General features: G+C 59.0%; 15 protein-coding genes and 2 pseudogenes. 10 read left to right on the top strand and 7 right to left on the bottom strand.

The annotated features are described in order from the left end of the window. Nucleotides 1-7: 7 nt before the first annotated feature. Nucleotides 8-322: a 50S ribosomal protein L21 gene (rplU, locus tag JFV26_RS18760; RefSeq protein ID WP_003443915.1), complete on the bottom strand. Its 315-nt coding sequence runs from the start codon at nucleotides 320-322 to the stop codon at nucleotides 8-10. A 240-nt stretch (nucleotides 323-562) separates the two neighbouring features. Here rplU and JFV26_RS18755 point away from each other — a divergent pair, with 240 nt between their 5' ends. From JFV26_RS18755 to JFV26_RS18745, 3 genes are all read left to right on the top strand, one after another. Next, nucleotides 563-1,531: a polyprenyl synthetase family protein gene (locus JFV26_RS18755; protein WP_201194582.1), complete on the top strand. Its 969-nt coding sequence runs from the start codon at nucleotides 563-565 to the stop codon at nucleotides 1,529-1,531. A 167-nt stretch (nucleotides 1,532-1,698) separates the two neighbouring features. Further along, nucleotides 1,699-2,040 (top strand): zinc ribbon domain-containing protein YjdM, encoded by a 342-nt coding sequence (locus tag JFV26_RS18750; protein WP_007901863.1) that lies wholly within the window; start codon nucleotides 1,699-1,701, stop codon nucleotides 2,038-2,040. A 203-nt stretch (nucleotides 2,041-2,243) separates the two neighbouring features. Next, entirely contained in the window at nucleotides 2,244-2,501 is a 258-nt protein-coding gene (locus JFV26_RS18745; protein WP_201194580.1) for a PA4570 family protein, read from the top strand. 149 nt (nucleotides 2,502-2,650) lie between these two features. On the opposite strand, the gene JFV26_RS18740 is transcribed toward JFV26_RS18745, so the two are convergent. From JFV26_RS18740 to JFV26_RS18730, 3 genes are all read right to left on the bottom strand, one after another. Further along, nucleotides 2,651-3,268, bottom strand: a complete 618-nt coding sequence (locus JFV26_RS18740) for an FKBP-type peptidyl-prolyl cis-trans isomerase (RefSeq protein ID WP_201194578.1) — start codon at nucleotides 3,266-3,268, stop codon at nucleotides 2,651-2,653. 120 nt (nucleotides 3,269-3,388) lie between these two features. Continuing rightward, nucleotides 3,389-3,700, bottom strand: coding sequence for a DUF6482 family protein (locus JFV26_RS18735; RefSeq protein ID WP_201194576.1), 312 nt, complete (start codon nucleotides 3,698-3,700; stop codon nucleotides 3,389-3,391). A gap of 204 nt (nucleotides 3,701-3,904) precedes the next feature. After that, complete coding sequence (locus JFV26_RS18730) at nucleotides 3,905-4,393, bottom strand: TIGR00645 family protein (RefSeq protein WP_201194574.1); 489 nt, start codon at nucleotides 4,391-4,393, stop codon at nucleotides 3,905-3,907. Nucleotides 4,394-4,553: 160 nt separating this feature from the next. Here JFV26_RS18730 and JFV26_RS18725 point away from each other — a divergent pair, with 160 nt between their 5' ends. Beyond that, entirely contained in the window at nucleotides 4,554-6,380 is a 1,827-nt protein-coding gene (locus JFV26_RS18725) for a hypothetical protein (protein WP_201194572.1), read from the top strand. Between the two features lie 6 nt (nucleotides 6,381-6,386). Here the strand turns inward: JFV26_RS18725 and JFV26_RS18720 are convergent, their stop codons facing one another. Together JFV26_RS18720 and JFV26_RS18715 are read right to left on the bottom strand one after the other, a co-directional pair. Next, nucleotides 6,387-6,716, bottom strand: coding sequence for a PA4575 family protein (locus JFV26_RS18720; RefSeq protein WP_201194570.1), 330 nt, complete (start codon nucleotides 6,714-6,716; stop codon nucleotides 6,387-6,389). 307 nt (nucleotides 6,717-7,023) lie between these two features. Then, nucleotides 7,024-9,462: a Lon protease family protein gene (locus tag JFV26_RS18715; RefSeq protein WP_201194569.1), complete on the bottom strand. Its 2,439-nt coding sequence runs from the start codon at nucleotides 9,460-9,462 to the stop codon at nucleotides 7,024-7,026. Between the two features lie 279 nt (nucleotides 9,463-9,741). On the opposite strand from JFV26_RS18715, the gene JFV26_RS18710 reads away from it, so the two are divergent. The 5 genes and pseudogenes from JFV26_RS18710 to JFV26_RS18690 all read left to right on the top strand — a co-directional run bounded on the left by JFV26_RS18710 (nucleotide 9,742) and on the right by JFV26_RS18690 (nucleotide 13,756). Beyond that, a complete protein-coding gene (locus tag JFV26_RS18710; RefSeq protein ID WP_201194568.1) occupies nucleotides 9,742-10,230 on the top strand; it encodes a DUF3015 domain-containing protein in 489 nt (162 codons plus the stop codon). 238 nt (nucleotides 10,231-10,468) lie between these two features. After that, a pseudogene (locus tag JFV26_RS34980) lies at nucleotides 10,469-12,319 on the top strand (Lnb N-terminal periplasmic domain-containing protein). Between the two features lie 130 nt (nucleotides 12,320-12,449). Beyond that, entirely contained in the window at nucleotides 12,450-12,755 is a 306-nt protein-coding gene (locus JFV26_RS18700; RefSeq protein ID WP_201194567.1) for a chorismate mutase, read from the top strand. 79 nt (nucleotides 12,756-12,834) lie between these two features. Further along, a complete protein-coding gene (locus tag JFV26_RS18695; RefSeq protein ID WP_201194566.1) occupies nucleotides 12,835-13,191 on the top strand; it encodes a hypothetical protein in 357 nt (118 codons plus the stop codon). Nucleotides 13,192-13,261: 70 nt separating this feature from the next. After that, nucleotides 13,262-13,756, top strand: a complete 495-nt coding sequence (locus JFV26_RS18690; RefSeq protein ID WP_201194564.1) for a GreA/GreB family elongation factor — start codon at nucleotides 13,262-13,264, stop codon at nucleotides 13,754-13,756. A 166-nt stretch (nucleotides 13,757-13,922) separates the two neighbouring features. Here JFV26_RS18690 and ettA read toward each other — a convergent pair whose 3' ends face one another. Further along, nucleotides 13,923-15,587 carry an energy-dependent translational throttle protein EttA gene (gene ettA, locus JFV26_RS18685; protein ID WP_201194561.1) on the bottom strand — a complete coding sequence of 555 codons (1,665 nt, stop codon included), beginning with the start codon at nucleotides 15,585-15,587 and terminating at the stop codon, nucleotides 13,923-13,925. A 286-nt stretch (nucleotides 15,588-15,873) separates the two neighbouring features. On the opposite strand from ettA, the pseudogene JFV26_RS18680 reads away from it, so the two are divergent. Next, nucleotides 15,874-19,721: pseudogene (locus JFV26_RS18680) on the top strand (sensor domain-containing protein). The last annotated feature ends 94 nt before the right edge of the window (nucleotides 19,722-19,815 follow it).

Below are 19,815 nucleotides of genomic sequence, written 5' to 3'. Positions count from 1 at the left end.
GCTGAAATTAAGCCTGAATACCGGTGATTTTGATCTCGGTGTACCACTGGCGGTGGCCCATACGCTTCATGTGGTGCTTACGACGACGGAACTTGATGATGCGGATTTTATCGTGACGACCTTGGGAGATCACTTCAGCCACAACGGTAGCGCCAGGAACAACTGGAGCGCCGATGTTCACGTCATCGCCATTAGCGACCAACAGAACGCGATCAAAAGTAACGGATTCGCCGGTAGCGATTTCCAGTTTTTCGATCTTCAGGTATTCACCTGGGGCGACCTTGTATTGCTTGCCACCAGTAACAATTACTGCGTACGACATGGTATTTCTCCGATAATCCTGCTCACCCAGCTCTTTATAAGAAGAGGTATTGGCTGGCATGGCTGCATAGGGCTGGAAGGCCTGATTGCAATTGCGTAAGGCAGGTGCTGCCCAGGAAGTTCAGGGTGCGCGATTGTACGCAAGCTGCCGAAGTGTTGCAAGTGGCCGTCCATCGCGCCTTGACAGGTCCGGACGTGGGTCCTAGCATGCCGCGCAACCCTTCTGGAGCAACTGTCGCTGATGCAACCCCAAGCTTTCTACCGCGCGGTGGCGGACGATTTTAGCGCCGTCGACGGCATCATCAAGAAGCAGCTGACTTCCCGAGTGCCGCTGGTATCGAAAATCGGCGACTACATTACCTCGGCCGGCGGTAAGCGCCTGCGCCCTCTACTCGTATTGCTGTGTGGCAAGGCCCTGGGTCGCGAAGGTGACGACTTGCGCCTGCTGGCCGCCACTATCGAGTTCCTGCACACCGCCACCCTGCTGCATGACGACGTGGTCGACATGTCCGGCATGCGCCGTGGCCGCTCGACCGCCAACGCCATGTGGGGCAATGCCCCAAGCGTGCTGGTGGGCGACTTCCTGTATTCGCGCTCCTTCGAAATGATGGTCGAACTGGGCTCCATGCCGGTGATGAAGATCCTTTCGCAAGCCACGCGGATCATCGCCGAAGGCGAAGTGCTGCAACTGTCGAAGATCCGTGACGCCAGCACCACCGAAGAAACCTACATGGAAGTCATCCGCGGTAAAACCGCGATGCTCTTCGAAGCCTCGACCCACAGTGCTGCCGCCTTGTGCGAAGCCACGTCGGAACAGAGCGAAGCGCTGCGCACCTTCGGTGATCACCTGGGCGTCGCTTTCCAATTGGTCGACGACTTGCTGGATTACAAAGGTGATGCAGAAACCCTGGGCAAGAACGTCGGTGACGATCTGGCCGAAGGCAAGCCGACCCTGCCGCTGATCTACACCATGCGCGAGGGTACGCCCGAACAGGCCGCACTGGTGCGCCAGGCGATCCAGAAAGGTGGCATCGAAGACCTCGAAAGCATCCGCGAGGCTGTTGAAGCGTCCGGCTCGCTGGAGTACACCGCGCAACTGGCCCGTGATTACGTGGCCCGTGCAATCAAATGCCTCGACGCCCTGCCGGCCAGCGAGTATCGCGACGCACTGGTTGAATTAAGCGAGTTTGCAGTAGCCCGTACGCACTGATTGCAGCAACAGCAAGATCAAAAGATCGCAGCCTTCGGCAGCTCCTACATGGGAATGTGCACCCTGTAGGAGCTGCCGAAGGCTGCGATCTTTTGCTGTCTGCCCCTCGCACGATAAAACCCTATATAATGTGCGACTTTTAGCGATCCTCAAACCAAGGAGCCTTAGTGAGCACGTTGCCACCCTGCCCGAAATGCAATTCCGAATACACCTACGAAGACGGCGCACAGCTGATCTGCCCGGAGTGCGCCCACGAATGGTCCGCCAGCGGCGAAGCTGAAGTGGCGTCCGATGACACCGTGAAGAAGGACTCGGTGGGCAATGTCCTGCAGGACGGCGACACCATCACCGTGATCAAGGACCTCAAGGTCAAGGGCACCTCCCTGGTGGTCAAGGTCGGCACCAAGGTCAAGAACATTCGTCTGTGCGATGGTGATCACGACATCGACTGCAAGATCGACGGCATCGGCCCAATGAAGCTCAAATCCGAGTTCGTCAGAAAAGTCTGATTCTGTTGTCTTCCATCCCGCGCCCGGCGCGGGGTGGTGCTTCGCCCTCCCCCGCTTCGCCCACACCCCCGCAGTAGCCAAACGCCAGCCGTTTTGACCTTACGCAACCTTTACCCTTAAAAACCTGCAAACTGCCAATAGGTCCTTGCTATTTGATGAATAAGAATTATTCTCATTGAAACCAATCAACGGAGATGAGACCCATGACTTATTTGATCGATGCCTGGCTGGACCGCCCACACCCTTACCTCAGGATCCTGCATCGGGAAACCGGGGAAGTTTGTGCGGTACTTGAAGAGGAAGCCTTGAGCGAGCTGCAGGATCAGGGTGATCTGGACGTCAGCGGCTTGAGTTCCAGCGAGCCGGTCGTGCTCAAGGAACTGGTGCGTAATCTGTTTCTGTTCTGCTATGCCCGGGCGTTGCGCCCGACCAGTGAACTGCACCATAAGCTCGAAGTATGAGTAACGCTAAAAACCCTGTAGGAGCGAAGCTTGTTCGCGAACCAGGCAACTCGGTTCCAACTTGAAACCGAGTTGACGCCTTCGCGGGCAAGCCTCGCTCCTGCAGGATGACGTTGATCACGCGACCGCAGGATCACGGGATCACGGTCTTACAGAACGTCGAGCAGCTCGACGTCGAATACCAGTACGCTGTGCGGTGCAATGCTGCCAACGCCTTGAGCGCCGTAAGCCAGTTCGCTCGGCACGTACAGACGCCATTTGCTGCCGGCGTTCATCAGTTGCAGGGCTTCGCTCCAACCAGCGATCACGCCGCCAACCGGGAATTCTGCAGGCTCGCCGCGCTCGTAGGAGCTGTCGAACACAGTGCCGTCGATCAGGGTGCCATGGTAGTGAGTGCGCACTTGATCTTCACGGGTCGGCTTGGCGCCTTCACCTTGAGTCAGTACTTCGAATTGCAGGCCGGAAGCCAGGGTGGTGATGCCGTCACGCTTGGCGTTTTCAGCCAGGAATGCCAGGCCTTCGCCAGCAGCGGCTTCAGCTTTGGCAGCCGCTTCGGCTTGCATGATCTCGCGGATCACTTTGAAGCTGGCGGACATTTCTTCCTGACCCACACGGCTTGGCTTACCGGCGAACGCATCAGTCAGGCCAGCCAGGATCGAATCCAGGTTAACGCCCGGTGGCGGGTTGTCGCGCAGTTGGTCGCCCAACTGACGGCCGATACCGTAGCTGACGCGGGTTTCGTCGGTGGACAGATTTACTTCGGACATGACACTGCTCCGCTGTGCGGACAGCCCTGGAACTTGCCGTGCGTGCACAGCGCATCCCGGAGCGCCCGGAACCAAAAGGGCGAGCAGACTAGCACAGATGCCGTGGTATTGATGAGGGCGTCAGTGCTGCCATGTACTACGAAAGGCGATCGGCACCTTCAGGCTTTCCTGCGCACTGTCGCCGAGCCCGCACATTTCGTCGTGAACCGAAGTGTGCACAAGGTTGAACCGTACGGCGGGACAGGCGTGGAGCACTTCACGTGCATGCTCGACCGAACGCAGGTGAAACATCTGGCCGCGGGCATCACTCAACGGATACGCCGCGCCATGCATGCGCGCCTCCAGCAGGTAGATCCCGCCTTCCAGTGAGATCAGGTTCAGCTCATCGACCTTCCCGGCGATCGCGTAGGCATTTAATTCTTGCAAGTTCATGAGCGCACCTCAAACAGTGGCGGACCAAGATACTTACAGGGATAGGCTTCGGCGCATCAAAGTACAAGTCACGAGTTACACCGCTTGTCTGTTTCGCAAAACACCACGATGTGTAGGAGCAAAGCTTGCTCGCAATAGCGGACTTGACATCAGAGATACCGAGTCTCCCCAATCGCGGCAAGCCTTGCTCCTACAGGCCAGAGATCAGTGCTTGGTCAGCTTATCCAGATACCCCATCGCAAACGCCGACACCACGAAGGTCATGTGAATGATGACGTACCACTTCAGATGCTCGGGATCGACGTTCTTGGCGTCCATGAAAACCCGCAACAGGTGGATCGACGAAATCGCCACGATCGAGGCGGCCACTTTCATCTTCAGCGAAGACGAATCCATGGTGCCCAACCAGTTGAGTTTCTCTTTGCCCTCGTCAATGTCCAGTTCGGACACGAAGTTCTCATAGCCGGAGATCATCACCATCACCAGCAAGCCGCCCACCAGCGCCATGTCGATCAACGACAGCAGCACCAGGATCAAGTCCGATTCCGCCATCGAGAAGACGTTGGGGATGACATGGAAGACTTCCTGGAAAAACTTCAACGCCAGCGCCAACAAGCCCAGGGACAAACCGAAGTAGATCGGTGCCAGCAGCCAGCGGGAGGCGTACATTGCATTTTCGATAAAGCGTTCCATTGAATCTCACACAAGGGCTGGTAAATGGCGGCGAGTATAACAGCCGCCCGTTACACCCAGAAACCGCCCGAAAATCCGCAACCTGCGCATGTATGACGAAGTTTTTCTGCTAGTGTCCAAACCAATGACAGGTTAGCGACACCGGACAGGAAGACAGGAAATGGATGTGCGATTACCTTTAACGAGTGCCGTTTTTGGCGTGATGCTACTGCTCAACGGCTGTTCACCCGCCGATGAAAAAAAGACCGTCAGCCTCGAAGAAAGAACCGCGCAATTCGAGAAATCCCTGGATGCCATTGCGGATCAGAAGCTCAAGGACGCCGTCGCTGACCTCGGTGGCTCGCTGCTGTTGCTTGAACGCGCAGAACTGAAGCTCAAGACCAAACCGATAGAAACGGAATATGGCGAAGACGCCATGCGCCTGCTCAAACACTACCCAACCCCTCAGGCCCTGGTCGACACCTACCTCGATGGCCTGTTTGTTCTGCGTAAACCCTCAAGCTCCGATTACCTGACCGATCTGTCGCCGGTGTTCCCTTTCAGCTTCACCATGCCTGCACAGTTCCCTTTCCCCCACGGGCTGGAATGGCAGTCAGTAACCCTTAGCAACAAAAAAGTGATCTCTTTCCAGCCCGAATGGTCGGAAACCGATCCGGGCATTCAGCTCAGCCCCTCGAGTTCCAACGTCGATAATCCGGACGATCTGACGGTGACCTACCCGTTCATCGAAGGTCTGGAGGTCGACAACAAAAAACAACCGCAACCGTTGATGCTCAAAGGTAAAGCTGAAGTGATCGCCCCTCACCGGGTGTTCACGGTAGCGCTGACGAAAAAGGATGTGGGCAAGGCCCGCGTCGACGACAACATCAGCGTGACGTTGCTCAGCCTCGACAACAACGTGGCAGAGCTTGAACTGAGCAACACCGCGCCGCTGATACCGGAAGTCCGCGAAACCCCGCTCAACCCGTTGATCGTCCAGGCCAGGGATACGACCGGAGGCTTTCTGTCCCACTCGGGATCGATCAACGAAAGCGCCGCGCAAATCGCGTTCTACGAAAAGCAGTTAGGGGAGATGCAGGCGCAAACGGCCTGGAGCGACACGTTCGAAAAGCAGCTCAAGGATGAGCAGCAAGCCTTCGAACAACAAAACCATCATTACACCCGGGTTTACTTCAACGGTAGCGTCGACACGCTGGAAGTCAGCGTGCTCGACTTCTCGGCCGCCACGGTAACCCGCAGGGACCTGCAACTGCCTGTCCTCAGGTTTGACCCGAACACCACGGAGAAAGCCATCCAGCCACTGTCAGTGCCGGTGGTGGTGTATGACGATCAGGCGACGACCTGGCTCAAGGGCGCGACCTTGACCGAGGAACAATTGCAGAAGAACGTCAGCATCACTCAGTCGGTGGATGATTCAAGTGCTTCGCGTATTGAGTTCGAGCACATCCGTACCTTCAATGACGAACTGCTCGGTACTTCCTTCAGCCCAGCTGACAGCCCGGTCACGTTCTTTACGGCGGGCGATAACGGCAAGCGCGATGGACCGATCGAACTGCCGACAGAGGCTTATCAGGTTGACCCGTTGCGCGGCACGATCACCTACGATCTGAACCTGTTTCCGGAAACCCCGGCCTTCGCGGTGGGTTCCATGCCGCTGTTCCTGGCCACGGTCGAACAGAAAACCCTCGACGCGCACCAACTGCCCAAAGGCCTGGAGCTCAAAGGCAACGCGCTGGTAGTCGACCTGAAGGTTTTTCCCGCTCAGGACTGGCGCTTTTTCGCCAAGGACGACAGCGGTAACTATCTGAAGGAGATTCTTTCGGTCAGCCATGACGCGAGCACAGAAGGACCCGCGCTATTCGGCGTGCATTACTTCTATGGCCAGCCCACTCGGCTGGAGAGCTACCAGCGCACCAACCTCGCCACCGTGGAATATGGTTTCGAGGTCAAACTGGACAAGACCGAGACGCCCAACCCTGCCCAATAACCGCACTCAATGGTCGAAGCCTCCCAGACTGCGACAGCGGCCACCGTTGATTTCCCGCAGTTGGGCTTGCAGGTGCAGGCACCAGATTTGCGGGTCATCGGCCAGCTCGTAGCCATGTAGCGTCAGGCTTTCAACGATGGTGTCGAGGATGGATTCAGCCACAAACGGGCCATGGAACGGGCCTTGGGCCTTGATGGCTGACGGCTGTTCACCGGCCATTCCGGCGGCGAAGAGTAAGGTCCACATGCCCGTATCTCCCGCCAATGGGCGGATGGCGCACTCGATACGGGTCACAAGACCCAGGCATTGACGGGTGAGGCAGAGGTTGCGCGACATGGCGGCGACCCTCGGTAGATCCGGTATTCAGCCCTCATGGGAAAGCTGTTTCGATCCAGTGATTACTGTCCTTATCCTTGAGCTGAGAATAGAGGAAAAGTTCGCTGTGCAAGCAAAGCGAAACCAGAAGGCGCCGAATGGTCATTGTGTGAATATTGACGCCAGACTGATGGCGCTTTTTGGCAAATCACCAACCCACCGTAGGAGCAAGGCTTGCCCGCGAAGAACGATAACGCGGTCATTCAGGTAAACCGCATCGCGGCCTTCGCGGGCAAGCCTCGCTCCTACAGGGAACGATCCTGGCAAGTCAGGCCGGTTTGGTTTCGGCCAACGCCTCCAGCGCGATTTCCTTCTCGGCTTCCTTGAGGTCTTCCTCGCTGATCATTTCCGCGATCACTCGCAAGCGCTCCACCACCCGCGCGTTGACACTGCCTTCAGGGAACTGGCCATCGGCATCCGGCTCACCGGCCGGCTCGCCCACCAACAGGCTCAGCGCCTCGTCAGCCTGACGCACGGCGTAGACATGGAACTGCCCCGCCCGCACCGCCGACAGCACTTTCTCGTCGAGCATCAGCGTGGCCACGTTGGCTTGCGGAATGATCGCCCCTTGCTCGCCCGTCAGCCCGCGCGCTTCGCAGAGGCGGAAGAAGCCTTCGATCTTCTCGTTGACCCCGCCGACCGCCTGCACTTCACCAAACTGGTTGATCGAACCGGTGATGGCAAAGCACTGCTTGAGCGGGGTTTTCGACAAGGCCGAGATCAGCGTGCACGCCTCGCCCAGCGACGCACTGTCGCCATCAACATAGCCGTAGGACTGCTCCAGCGCGATGCTCGCGGAAATCGCCAGCGGGAATTCCTGGGCATAACGGCTGCCCAGATAACCGGTCAGAATCATCACACCCTTGGAGTGAATCGGCTGACCGAGATTGACCTCGCGCTCGATGTCGACAATGCCGCTGCCACCGGGGTACACCGTGGCAGAAATCCGTGCCGGCACACCGAATGCCGAGTCACCGACCTCCAGCACTGTCAGCCCGTTGCACTTGCCGACCGCCGCGCCAGTGGTATCGATCAGGATGATCCCCGCCAGCATGTCGTCGAGAATCCGCGCCGAAACACGCCCGGTGCGGGTGGCCTTGGCCTTGAGCGCACGTTCGATGTGACCGGCGTCGGTCATGTCGTCACCCGCCAGGTCGCGAATGAAGTCAGCCTCGCTGACCAGTTGGAACAGATCGCCAATACGCGCCGACAAACGCCCCTGGTGTTCCGCCAGGCGAGCGCTGTAGGTCGCCAGACGCGCCACCGCATCCGCGGTCAACGGCGCCATGCCTTCTTCCGAAGTACGGGTTTTCAGCAACTGGGCGAATTGCTCCAGGCTCTCGTCGACCATCGGGATGTCTTCGTCGAAGTCCACCAGGACGCGGAACATCTCCTGGAAGTCCGGATCAAGGTCCTGCAGCGTGTAGTAGAGCTGCCGGGCGCCGATGATGATGACTTTGACCTGCAACGGAATATGTTGCGGCGTCAGGGTCACGGTGGCCAGACGACCCAGCTCACCCAGCGGCGATTCCATTTTCAGCTTGCGCGATTGCAGGGCGCGCTTGAGCGCATCCCACACGAACGGCTCGCTGAGCATTTTTTCCGCTTCAAGAATCAAAAAGCCGCCATTGGCGCGATGCAAGGCACCCGGGCGCAGCTGGCGATAAGTTGTGTAGAGCGCGCCCTGATCGGTGCTGTACTCGATGCGGCCGAACAGGTTTTCGTAGGTCGGATGCGGCTCGAACACCACCGGTGCGCCGCCACTGGAGGAATGACCAACCACCAGGCTCGGGGCGTATTGCTCTTCCAGCAGTTTGCGGGCGACGGCATCAGTCTTGCTGTCGTCCACCAGTTGCTCGACCACGGTTTTCAGCAAGTAAACCTGCATGGCTTGCAGGTAGCCGCACACCGCGGCGTTCTCGGCGTATTTCTCCGACAACGGCGACAGCATTGGCTGCAACGCCAGGGTGATGGTTTCTTCGTTGAGCTGGCGCAGTTGATTGCTCGACTCGCGCTTCCATTGCGCCAGGCTGGCGAGCTCTTCGTTGAGGCGCTCTTCCAGCCACGAAATATCGACGTGGAAACGCTCGCGATCGACTTCCGGCAACTGGGCGAATTCGGCTTCATCCAGTGCCTTGCCTTCACTCATCGGGGTGAAGGCGATGTTGGTGCTGTCGCGGTAAAGCGCGACTTCTTTCTCCAGCGCCAGGCGCTCGATCACATCCAGGGCGCGGTCGTAGCGCTGGTTGAAGGCGCGGTCGATGGCGCTTTTCTTCTGCTGGTAGGACGGGTGTTCGAAGACCGCCGGGAAGGTCGCCAGCAGGTTGTCGATCAAGCCGTTGATATCACCGATGAAGGCACCGGCAGTGCCCGATGGCAACTCCAGGGCGCGGGGTTCGCGCGGTTCATCGAAATTATTGACGTAGACCCAGTCCGCCGGGGTCTGCAGGCGCTTGCCTTCGGCCTTCAGGTAACGTTTGACGAACGAGAACCGGCCAGTACCGGGCTCGCCCATGACAAATACGTTGTAACCGGGGCGTGGCATGGCCACACCGAACTGCAAGGCTTCGACCGCACGTTCCTGGCCGAGTACACCGCGGAAGGGCTCCAGATCATTGGTGGTAGAGAAGCTGAACTGTTCAGCGGAAAACGGACGAGTCAGCGCTTCGGGCGCTAGACGCAAGCTGGCAGCAACAGGATCAGGCATCGGGCTTCCTTACATCAGGCGGGGCAGATAGCGGCATTCTGGCGCTGCCATACCCGACTGGCAAGGCGCGCCTCAAGCCAAAGCATAGACAACTCGCCATCCCCAGGCGGGGCGGGCGCAAATCAATGATTGCGGGGAATGATTTGCAAAAAATCACGGAACCCCTGGATCGTGCCTAAACTCCAAACTGCGCGGCTGGAACTAAATAACCGGCCCACTGACGTCGAGGTGACGCCAGAACCCCTTGTCTATTGGTATGCACACAAAGAGAACTCAGCTATGAAACGGATTCTTCTCGGTACTCTCTTCACCGTCGTATCCCTCAACGCCATGGCTCAGGCGCCAGGCGGCCCGGATTGCGGTTGGGGCAACATGCTGTTCGAAGGGCAGCGTGGCACCCCGGCGCATTTCCTGGCATCCACCACCAACGGCACCTCCGGTAACGCGACGTTCGGTATGACGTCCGGCACCAACGGTTGCGCCACCAATGCGTCGCTGACCTATGGCGGCAAATCCTGGATTGCCATGAATGGCATGATGAACGAGCTGTCCGAAGACATGGCCAAAGGTCAGGGCGAAGCGCTGACCACTTACGCCGTGGTACTGGGCGTTGCGCCGCAAGACCGTGCGCACTTCGCCGCCGTGACTCACGAGCATTTCCAGCAAATCTTCAGCAAGGCTGACGTGACCGCTGACGACGTGCATACCAATACCCTGGCCGTTCTGAAGAACGATCCACGCCTGGCCAAGTACGCGACGCAAGCTTAAGCTCGACCCGGCCGCTCCTTTCGGGGAGCGGCTTTTGTTTTTTGGACCTGCCCCTCTTTGGGGAATGCCAACCGACTGTAGGAGCTGTCGAGTGCAACGAGGCTGCGATCTTTTGATCTTTCGCTTGAGACTCAAGTGAGCCGGGCAAGATCGCAGCCTCGTTGCACTCGACAGCTCCTACGGGTAGGTGGCACCCGCCTCTTTGGGTCTTTGTTTCTTTCGACTTAAGTTGCCCACTATGCTCAAACGCCTTGCCTGGCTGGCGCTCTGTGTCTGCGTCCCGCTGTCCGCCGCGCCACACATCGACAATCAACGTTTGCAGCAACTGGCCAACGACCCTTTCTGGATTTCCCTGGGCCACTACGAAACCGCCAAGCTCGGCGGCTGGCGCAGCTATGTCAGCGACAAGAAGTTCTTCCTCGCCCCCGACGGTAACGAACACCCGGACCGCGAACTGGCGGCGACGGTCCAGGCGCTGTACGCCCCGGCCACTGCCGGCGAAAAGCACGTCCAATGCGTCTACCCGGCCCGGACTCGCTGGTTGAAGGCACAGCTCAACCTGACCGACCTGCCGACGCTGGACTGCACTGAATTCAAGCAGTGGTTCAAGGACGTCGCTCCCCATAGCGCGGTGATGATTTTCCCGGCGGCGTACCTGAACAGTCCGTCCTCGATGTTTGGCCACACCTTGCTGCGCATCGACCAGGCTGACGTGCAAAGCGATCACACCGCCCTGCTCAGTTACGCAATCAACTTCGGCGCCTACATCGAAGGTTCGGACAACAGCATCCTGTATGCCTGGAAAGGGTTGATGGGGGCTATCCCGGTTTGTTTGCGCTGGTGCCTTATCAGGAGAAACTCTCGGAATATCGCAGCCTGGAGAACCGCGACCTGTGGGAATACCGACTGAACCTGACCCAGCAAGAAACCGAGCGCATGGTCGAGCACGTCTGGGAGCTGAAGCAGATCCAATTCGACTATTTCTTCTTCGACGAAAACTGCTCTTATCGCCTGCTGGAACTGCTGCAAGTGGCGCGACCAAGCTTGCGCTTGACCGAACAATTCCCGCTGACCGCAATCCCGACCGATACCGTCAAAGCGGTGAAAGAAGCCGGTCTGGTGGAGTCCATTCAATATCGTCCGTCACGCGAAAGAGAATTGCTGAGCCGCGCCGAGCCATTGAATCCTGAAGAACAGCAATGGGTGCTGAAAGTCAGCGCCGATCAGAAGCAATTGCAGGCACCTGCATTCAAGGCTCAACCGCGCGAACGCCAAGCGTTGATCATCGATGCGGCCTACCGCTTGGAACGCTACCGCGCCAACGGCCAGGAGCGTGACCCAGAACGCTCGCAGCGCAGCTTCGAACTGCTGCGGGCGATCAACCAGAACCCCGCGCCGGAGCTGGAAATCCCGCAACCTGGCCTGCCCGAGGACGGCCACGAATCCCGCACCTGGCAGGCAGGCCTCGGCACCCGGGCGACAAGGCGTTCGGCGAGTACGGTTTGCGCATGGCGTATCACGACCTCAACGACAACGCCGAGAGCTTCCCGCTGGGCGCACAAATTGAAATCCTGCAAATGAAACTGCGCCAGTACGAAGGCAATCACTGGCAATTGCAGCAACTGGATCTGGCGACTATTCGTTCGCTGACGCCGCGCAATGAGCTGTTGCAGCCGCTGTCGTGGCAGGTCACGGGCGGCCTGGAACGCGTGCCGGGCAAACATGACGATGAAACCCTGGTCAGCCACGTCAATGGCGGCGCCGGCGGCACCTGGCAGCTGGGTGAAGACGTGCTCGGTTTTGCGCTGGGCACCGTGCGCATCGAACACAACAACGACTTCGCCGGTTTTGTCGCGCCGGCGGCCGGCTTCAACAGCGGCGTGTTGTGGAAGAACCCGCTGGGCAACTTCAGCCTGGAAACCAAGGGTGATTTCTTCACCAACGGCGAAGTGCGCCGTAGCCTGAGTCTGAATCAGCAGTGGGCGTTGTCGCGCAACCTGGGCCTGCGGCTGAGTGCCCAGCGCGAATTCAGTCACATCGCCTCCCCGAGAACGAAGTGATGCTTGAGGTGAAGTGGTATCACTACTGACCCCCTTCCCCGTAGGAGCAAAGCTTGCTCGCGATGGCATCGACGCGGTCATTCAGATTGACCGAGGTGGTGCCATCGCGAGCAAGCTTTGCTCCTACGGGGGAATATCCAAAAATGGAGTTCAACCAACATGGCTGTTACCTGCAACTCCCTCGAAGACGTTCGCCAACATATTGATCGGCTGGATGGCCAGATCGTCACGCTACTGGCCGAGCGCGGCGCCTACGTGGCGCAAGCCGCTCGCTTCAAGAAAGACCGCGACGCGGTAAAAGCACCCGCCAGGGTCGAACAGGTCATCGCCAAGGTTCGGGCATTGGCCGCAGCCGCAGGCGCGAATCCCGAAGTCACCGAACAGGTTTACCGCGCCATGATCGCCGCGTTCATCGAACAGGAACTGTCGGAACATGCCCGCCTGGCGGCGACGCCAACAGATTAATCACAGCCCTTTCACAACCGTCTGACGAATCGGCTTCTAGACTTCTCGGCATAGGCCATCGAAAGGCCGGGAGTCTGAAATGTGGCGTTGCGTGGGTGTGCTGGGGTTGTTGCTGTTGTGCGCGGGTTGCCAGTCGACTCATGAAGATCTGATCGCCAAGGGTTACCCGCCGGCATTCGCCGATGGTTTCGATGACGGTTGCATCAGTGGCCGTCAGGCTGGCGGGGCGATGACCGGTGAATTCCGTAAAAACGTGCCGCGCTATCTCAAGGACAAGCAGTACGCCGACGGCTGGAGCGATGGCTTTCGCCAGTGCCAGGCGATGCTGGAAAACCAGGATCGCGAGGACTACCGCAGCCACTATTGGGATGAGCGCGAAAGAGCCTGGCAGCAGCAGAAAGATCAGGACGCCGCGCGAGCCTTTCGCTCGCAATAGGTCGTTGACAGACATTTGTCGAAACTAAAACCCTGCGAGCATGGCCCAAACCCTATAACGGGAGAAAACCATGAGTCGTGCCTTCGTCAATGAAGATAACACCGCCGCGCAAGCCGACCAGCCAGTGGAACGGCAGGTCAGCGCGCAGCCCAATTACGTCACCCCGGCAGGGCTGGCCCTGCTTCAGGCAAAGCTCGCCGAGGTGCAAAACCTGCTGGATGAACAGAGTGCGAAGGGCGAACTGGCCGATAAACAGCGCCAGGCCGACCTTGAGCGAGACTGGCGGTATTTCAACCAAAGACTGCAAAGTGCTCAGCTAGTCGTACCGGCCTCTTCAACCGACAAAGTGCAGATTGGCGCTTGGGTGACGTTTGCCGATGAACAGGGTAATGAGCAGCGTGTGCAATTGGTTGGCGAGGATCAGGCAGATGCCGGCAGCGGACTGATCAATTGGGGATCGCCATTGGGTCGGGCGTTGCTTGGGGCACAGGTCGGGGATGAAGTGCTGTGGAAGCGGCCGGCGGGGGATTTGTTGATTGAGGTTTTGGGCATAGATATTGAGTGATCTTGAGGACGCCTTCGCGAGCAAGCCCGCTCCCACATTAGATCTGTGGCGTTCACAAACCAATGTGGGAGCGGGCTTGCTCGCGAAGGCCGCACCTCGGTCTTACTGAAAAACCATAAAAAAACGGAGCCCCTGAAGGCTCCGTTTTCATGCAACCAACCCGATATCAGGCCAGTTTCTTGTGCCGTACACGGTGCGGCTGGGCAGCCGCTTCGCCGAGGCGCTTCTTACGATCAGCTTCGTACTCGGTGTAGTTACCTTCGAAGAAGATGGCTTGCGAGTCGTCTTCGTACGCCAGGATATGAGTCGCGACGCGGTCAAGGAACCACCGATCGTGAGAGATCACAATGGCGGCGCCCGGGAAGTCCAGCAGGGCTTCTTCCAGGGAACGCAGGGTTTCAACGTCGAGGTCGTTGGACGGTTCGTCGAGCAGCAGGACGTTGCCGCCCTCTTTCAGGGTCAGGGCCAGGTGCAAGCGACCGCGCTCACCACCGGACAGGTCCTTGACGAACTTCTGCTGATCGCCACCCTTGAAGTTGAAGCGACCGACGTAGGTCCGCGACGGGATCTCGTAGTTGCCGATGCGGATCTGATCCGAACCGTCGGAGATTTGCTGGAACACCGTCTTGCTGCCGTCCAGGTCTTCGCGGCTCTGATCGACGCAGGCCAGTTGCACGGTTTCACCGACTTCGATGGTGCCCGAGTCCGGTGTTTCCTTGCCCATCAGCATACGGAACAGGGTCGACTTACCGGCACCGTTACCGCCGATCACGCCAACGATGGCGCCTTTAGGCATGGAGAACGACAGGTTGTCGATCAACACGCGATCGCCGTAGCCCTTGCTGACGTTCTTGAACTCGATGACCTTGTCACCCAGGCGCGGACCGGCCGGGATGTAGATCTCGTTGGTTTCGCTGCGCTTCTGGAATTCCTGCGATTGCATTTCTTCAAAGCGTTGCAGACGAGCCTTGGATTTGGACTGACGGGCCTTGGCGCCTTGGCGCACCCACTCCAGTTCTTCCTTCATGGCTTTTTCGTGGGCCGACTGCTGCTTGGATTCGGCAGCCAGACGATTGGACTTGGCTTCAAGCCAACCCGAATAGTTGCCCTCGTACGGGATACCCGCGCCGCGGTCGAGTTCGAGAATCCAGCCAGCGACGTTGTCCAGGAAGTAACGGTCGTGCGTGATCGCTACCACAGTGCCCGGGAAGTCGTGCAGGAAGTGCTCCAGCCAGGCGACGGAGTCGGCATCCAGGTGGTTGGTTGGTTCGTCGAGCAGCAGCATGTCGGGGGCGGACAGCAGCAGGCGGCACAGGGCCACGCGACGCTTTTCACCACCGGAAAGGAATTCGACCTTGGCATCCCACGCCGGCAGACGCAGCGCATCGGCGGCGACTTCCAGTTGGCGATCCAGGTTGTGACCGTCGCTGGCTTGCAGGATGGCTTCGAGCTTGGCCTGTTCTGCCGCCAGTTTGTCGAAGTCGGCATCTTCTTCAGCGTAAGCCGCGTAGACCTCGTCCAGGCGCGCCTGAGCGTTCTTGATCACGCTGACCGCTTCCTCGACCACTTCACGCACGGTCTTGGTCGGATCCAGGATCGGTTCCTGCGGCAGGTAGCCGATGTTCAGGTCCGGCATCGGACGGGCTTCGCCGTCGAACTCGGTGTCAACGCCGGCCATGATTTTCAACAGCGTGGACTTACCCGAACCGTTGAGGCCGAGTACACCGATCTTGGCGCCGGGGAAGAACGACAGCGAAATGTTTTTCAGGATTTCCCGCTTCGGCGGAACAACTTTGCCCAGCCGATGCATGGTGAAGACGTATTGAGCCATGGAGAACCTTGGGTCAGTGACAGATGAATGATCAGAGCGCAGGCGATGCCCGGGCCAGGCTGTGCGCGTCGTTCGCCAGATGGGTATCGAGGCGTGCGCGCTGAAAAAGCCTGAGTCTAGGAGCTGGAACGCTCCCGCGTAACCGGCAAAGCTACCTGAATGATGAAAGGCAGTCCAGCCGCGAGGGGCTGGCACTTAGCCACAACACAAGGCATGCTAGCCGCCCTTCGGGCGTCCGGCTTATAGTGCATGTCGCGCCAGTCCAGCCAAACCGCAGGATTTCAGTTTGTCTAAAGTCACGCCGCCTCTTTCTACCCGTGCACCGGCTGCCGCGCTCGGCTCCCCCTGCGCGGAACCCTGAAGGGCGCGCTGGCGACACTTGTGCTGTTGCTGCTCGCGCTGCTGTTCTGGCAGTTGCTGGATCAACTTGCACAAACCCAGAAAAACCAGCGCCAGTACACCATCGACTACACCGCCGACCTCGCCTCCCAGGTCAGCCTGAACATGGCGCTGAACGCGCAGATCGCGCTCAATCTGCTACCGATCATCGAGCAACCGCAATCAGCCGACGAACAGCAGGCATTGCTACGCAAAGTGCAGCAATCGCTGCCCGACCTGCGCAGTCTGGCGCTACTGAGCCCGTCCGGCAAAATTCTCAGCGACAGCGCCACCGACAGCCAGGACGCCGATTACCTCAGCGACCTGGTACGCCGCAGCCGTGCGCAAGCCCACTATTTCAGCAACGCCGACGATGGCTCGGTGGTGCACTTGCTGCTGCATCAAGCCAGTGGTAGCAGTCGCGGTTATTGGGCCTTGCGCCTGACGCCGACGTTTTTCTCCTCCCTGACCAAACAGAGCGAAGCCGGCATCCGGCCGCTATGGCTGGTAGAGAACCGCATCAATCATCAAATCATCAGTCGTGACGAAGCCCTGCCCTCCGCCAAGCCGGGCGCGCTAAGCGACGATGACCTGGCCAACAGCGTGCTGACCGTGCCGTTGAGCAGCAGTGACTGGCAACTGCGCGGGTTGTTTGACCGCCAACAGGTGATCGAACAACTGTTGCCGGCGTTCATCGGCAAATGCCTGCTGGGCCTGGCCTTCTCGCTACTGCCGTTTATCGCGCTGTTGAGCATGCGTCGTCGTCAGCGTCAGCTGCATGAGGGCCGCCGACGCTATCAGGATATTTTCGACGGCACCGGCGTGGCGCTTTGCGTGCTCGACCTGTCCGGGCTGAAAAACTTTTTCGACAAGACCCAAATCAGCAGCAGCGAACAACTGAAGGCCTGGATCGACGTCCCGCAACAGCGCCAACAACTGCTGCAAGAGTTGCGCATCACCGAAGTCAACCAGGTTGCTCTGCAGCTGCTTAATGTCAATTCTTGCGAACAGGCCTGGAAACTGCTGATCGACGGTTATCCACTGGCCTGCACCGCTATCGGCAACCAAGTGATCGAGGCGGTACTCAACCAGCAGAAACAACTCGAACTGGAAATCAAACTCCAGGACACCAACGGTCGCGACCAGCATTTGTGGCTGGTGCTGCGCCTGCCGGAAGAGCAACACGACTACAAAGCAGTGATTCTGAGCATCAATGACATCACCAGTCGCAAGCTCGTCGAGCTGTCACTGCTGGAGCGTGAAGGCTTCTGGTCCGATGTCGTGCGCACCGTACCGGATCACCTGTACGTGCAGGATGTGATCAGCCAGCGGATGATCTTCAGCAATCACCACCTGGGTCAGACGCTGGGCTACAACCGGACCGAGCTGCACCAGATGGGTGAGTACTTCTGGGAAATCCTCCTGCACCCCGAAGATGCCGACTATTACCACCGCTCGCGCCAGACCCAGCGCCACGCCGGTTACTCGCAGTTGCTGCAATGCCAGCTGCGCTTCCGGCATCGCGACGGTAATTGGCGGCGTTTCGACATTCGCGAACAAGCGCTCGCCCGGGATAAAAATGATCAGGTCACGCGGATCATCGGCGTGGCCAAGGACATCACCGAGCAGATCGAGGCCAGCGAATCCTTGCGCGACAGCGAACAGCGCTACCGCATGCTCGCCGAAAGCATCAGCGACGTGATTTTCTCCACCGACAACAAGCTATCGCTCAATTACGTCAGCCCGTCGGTGCAAGCGGTGCTCGGCTATGACGTCGACTGGATTTTCCAGAACGGCTGGCAATCGACCATCGCCAACCCGCAACAACTGACCGGCATCTATAGCCTGATGGACCGGGTCAGCAAAGCCCTGGATAAACCTGATCAATTGACGTTGTTGCGCAGCCAGGTGAAGACCCAGTTGTTCCTGTTCGACTGCCTGCGGGCCGACGGGCGCAAGATCCCGATCGAGCTGCGACTGGTACTGGTCTGGGACGAACACGGCGCGTTCGAAGGCGTGCTCGGGGTCGGTCGCGACATCAGCCAGCAACGCCGCGCCGAGAAAGACCTGCGCATGGCTGCCACGGTATTCGAGCATTCGACCTCGGCGATCCTGATCACCGACCCGGCCGGCTACATCGTCCAGGCCAACGAAGCGTTCAGTCGCGTCAGCGGCTATGCGATGTCACAGGTTCTCGATCAGTTGCCGAATATGCTGACCGTCGACGAACAACAGGAAGCCCACCTGCGTTATGTGCTCAAGCAATTGCATCAGCACAGCACCTGGGAAGGCGAAGTCTGGCTCAAACGCCGCAATGGCGAACATTACCCGGCGTGGGTCGGCATTACGGCGGTGCTCGACGACGAAGGCGACCTGGCCAGCTACGTGTGCTTCTTCAGCGACATCAGCGAGCGCAAGGCCAGCGAACAGCGGATTCATCGCCTGGCCTATTACGACGCCCTGACCCACCTGCCCAACCGCACACTGTTCCAGGATCGCCTGCACACGGCCTTGCAATCGGCCGAGCGACAGAAGTCCTGGGTGGTGCTGATGTTCCTCGACCTCGACCGTTTCAAACCGATCAACGACTCCCTGGGCCACGCCGCCGGCGACCGCATGCTCAAGGAAATGGCCACGCGCCTGCTCGGTTGCGTCGACGATGACGACACCGTGGCGCGCATGGGCGGTGATGAATTCACCTTGCTGCTGCAACCGCGCATCAACCGTGAGGTGGCGCTGAACCGGGCCATTCACGTGGCCGAGCAGATCTTGGCCAGCCTGGTGAAACCGTTTGTGCTGGAAGGTCGCGAGTTCTTCGTCACCGCCAGTATCGGTATTGCCCTGAGCCCGCAGGACGGCAACGAGCTCAGTCAGTTGATGAAGAACGCCGACACCGCGATGTACCACGCCAAGGAGCGAGGCAAGAACAACTTCCAGTTCTATCAAGCGGACATGAACGCCAGCGCCCTGGAGCGCCTGGAGCTGGAAAGCGACTTGCGCCATGCCCTGGAACAGGACGAATTCGTGCTGTATTACCAGCCGCAGTTCAGCGGCGACGGCAAACGCCTGACCGGCGCCGAAGCCTTGCTGCGCTGGCGTCATCCGCGTCGCGGGCTGGTGCCGCCGGGGGATTTCATTCCGGTGCTCGAAGAGCTTGGCCTGGTGGTGGATGTCGGCGACTGGGTGATCAGCGAGGCCTGCCGCCAGCTCAAGACCTGGCATCAAGCCAAAGTGCGGGTGCCGAAGGTATCGGTGAACATCTCGGCCAGACAGTTCTCCGATGGCCAGCTCGGCACGCGGATCGCCAACATCCTCAAGGAAACCGGCCTGCCACCCGCGTGCCTGGAGCTGGAGCTGACCGAAAGTATCCTGATGCGCGAAGTCAGCGAAGCAATGCAGATTCTCGCCGGCTTGAAAAACCTTGGCTTGAGCATTGCGGTCGATGACTTCGGCACCGGCTATTCATCGCTCAACTACCTCAAGCAGTTCCCGATCGACGTGCTGAAAATCGACCGCACCTTCGTCGACGGCCTGCCGTCGGGTGAGCAGGATGCACAGATTGCCCGGGCGATCATCGCCATGGCCCACAGCCTGAACCTGGCAGTGATCGCCGAGGGCGTGGAAACTCATGAGCAACTCGACTTCCTGCGTGAGCATGGGTGTGATGAGGTTCAAGGGTATCTGTTCGGGCGGCCGATGCCGGCGAGCCGGTTTGAGGCGCAGTTCAGTAATGATGCGCTCTTCATGTTTGACTGACATTTCGAGGTGCGGCTGATGGCCTCATCGCGAGCAGGCTCGCTCCCACAGGGTTTTGGGGTGAACACCATGAATGTGAACACCAAAGATCCAC

Source organism: Pseudomonas sp. TH31, from assembly GCF_016650815.1.
Classification (GTDB): Bacteria; Pseudomonadota; Gammaproteobacteria; order Pseudomonadales; family Pseudomonadaceae; genus Aquipseudomonas.
This window is presented reverse-complemented; position numbering and strand designations above follow the sequence as displayed.

Excerpts from the sequence above, each read along its gene's own strand:
- rplU (WP_003443915.1), bottom strand. The coding sequence starts at position 322 with ATGTCGTACGCAGTAATTGTTACTGGTGGCAAGCAATACAAGGTCGCC.
- JFV26_RS18755 (WP_201194582.1), top strand. The coding sequence starts at position 563 with ATGCAACCCCAAGCTTTCTACCGCGCGGTGGCGGACGATTTTAGCGCC.
- JFV26_RS18745 (WP_201194580.1), top strand. The coding sequence starts at position 2,244 with ATGACTTATTTGATCGATGCCTGGCTGGACCGCCCACACCCTTACCTC.
- JFV26_RS18740 (WP_201194578.1), bottom strand. The coding sequence starts at position 3,268 with ATGTCCGAAGTAAATCTGTCCACCGACGAAACCCGCGTCAGCTACGGT.
- JFV26_RS18735 (WP_201194576.1), bottom strand. The coding sequence starts at position 3,700 with ATGAACTTGCAAGAATTAAATGCCTACGCGATCGCCGGGAAGGTCGAT.
- JFV26_RS18730 (WP_201194574.1), bottom strand. The coding sequence starts at position 4,393 with ATGGAACGCTTTATCGAAAATGCAATGTACGCCTCCCGCTGGCTGCTG.
- JFV26_RS18725 (WP_201194572.1), top strand. The coding sequence starts at position 4,554 with ATGGATGTGCGATTACCTTTAACGAGTGCCGTTTTTGGCGTGATGCTA.
- JFV26_RS18720 (WP_201194570.1), bottom strand. The coding sequence starts at position 6,716 with ATGTCGCGCAACCTCTGCCTCACCCGTCAATGCCTGGGTCTTGTGACC.
- JFV26_RS18715 (WP_201194569.1), bottom strand. The coding sequence starts at position 9,462 with ATGCCTGATCCTGTTGCTGCCAGCTTGCGTCTAGCGCCCGAAGCGCTG.
- JFV26_RS18710 (WP_201194568.1), top strand. The coding sequence starts at position 9,742 with ATGAAACGGATTCTTCTCGGTACTCTCTTCACCGTCGTATCCCTCAAC.
- JFV26_RS18700 (WP_201194567.1), top strand. The coding sequence starts at position 12,450 with ATGGCTGTTACCTGCAACTCCCTCGAAGACGTTCGCCAACATATTGAT.
- JFV26_RS18695 (WP_201194566.1), top strand. The coding sequence starts at position 12,835 with ATGTGGCGTTGCGTGGGTGTGCTGGGGTTGTTGCTGTTGTGCGCGGGT.
- JFV26_RS18690 (WP_201194564.1), top strand. The coding sequence starts at position 13,262 with ATGAGTCGTGCCTTCGTCAATGAAGATAACACCGCCGCGCAAGCCGAC.
- ettA (WP_201194561.1), bottom strand. The coding sequence starts at position 15,587 with ATGGCTCAATACGTCTTCACCATGCATCGGCTGGGCAAAGTTGTTCCG.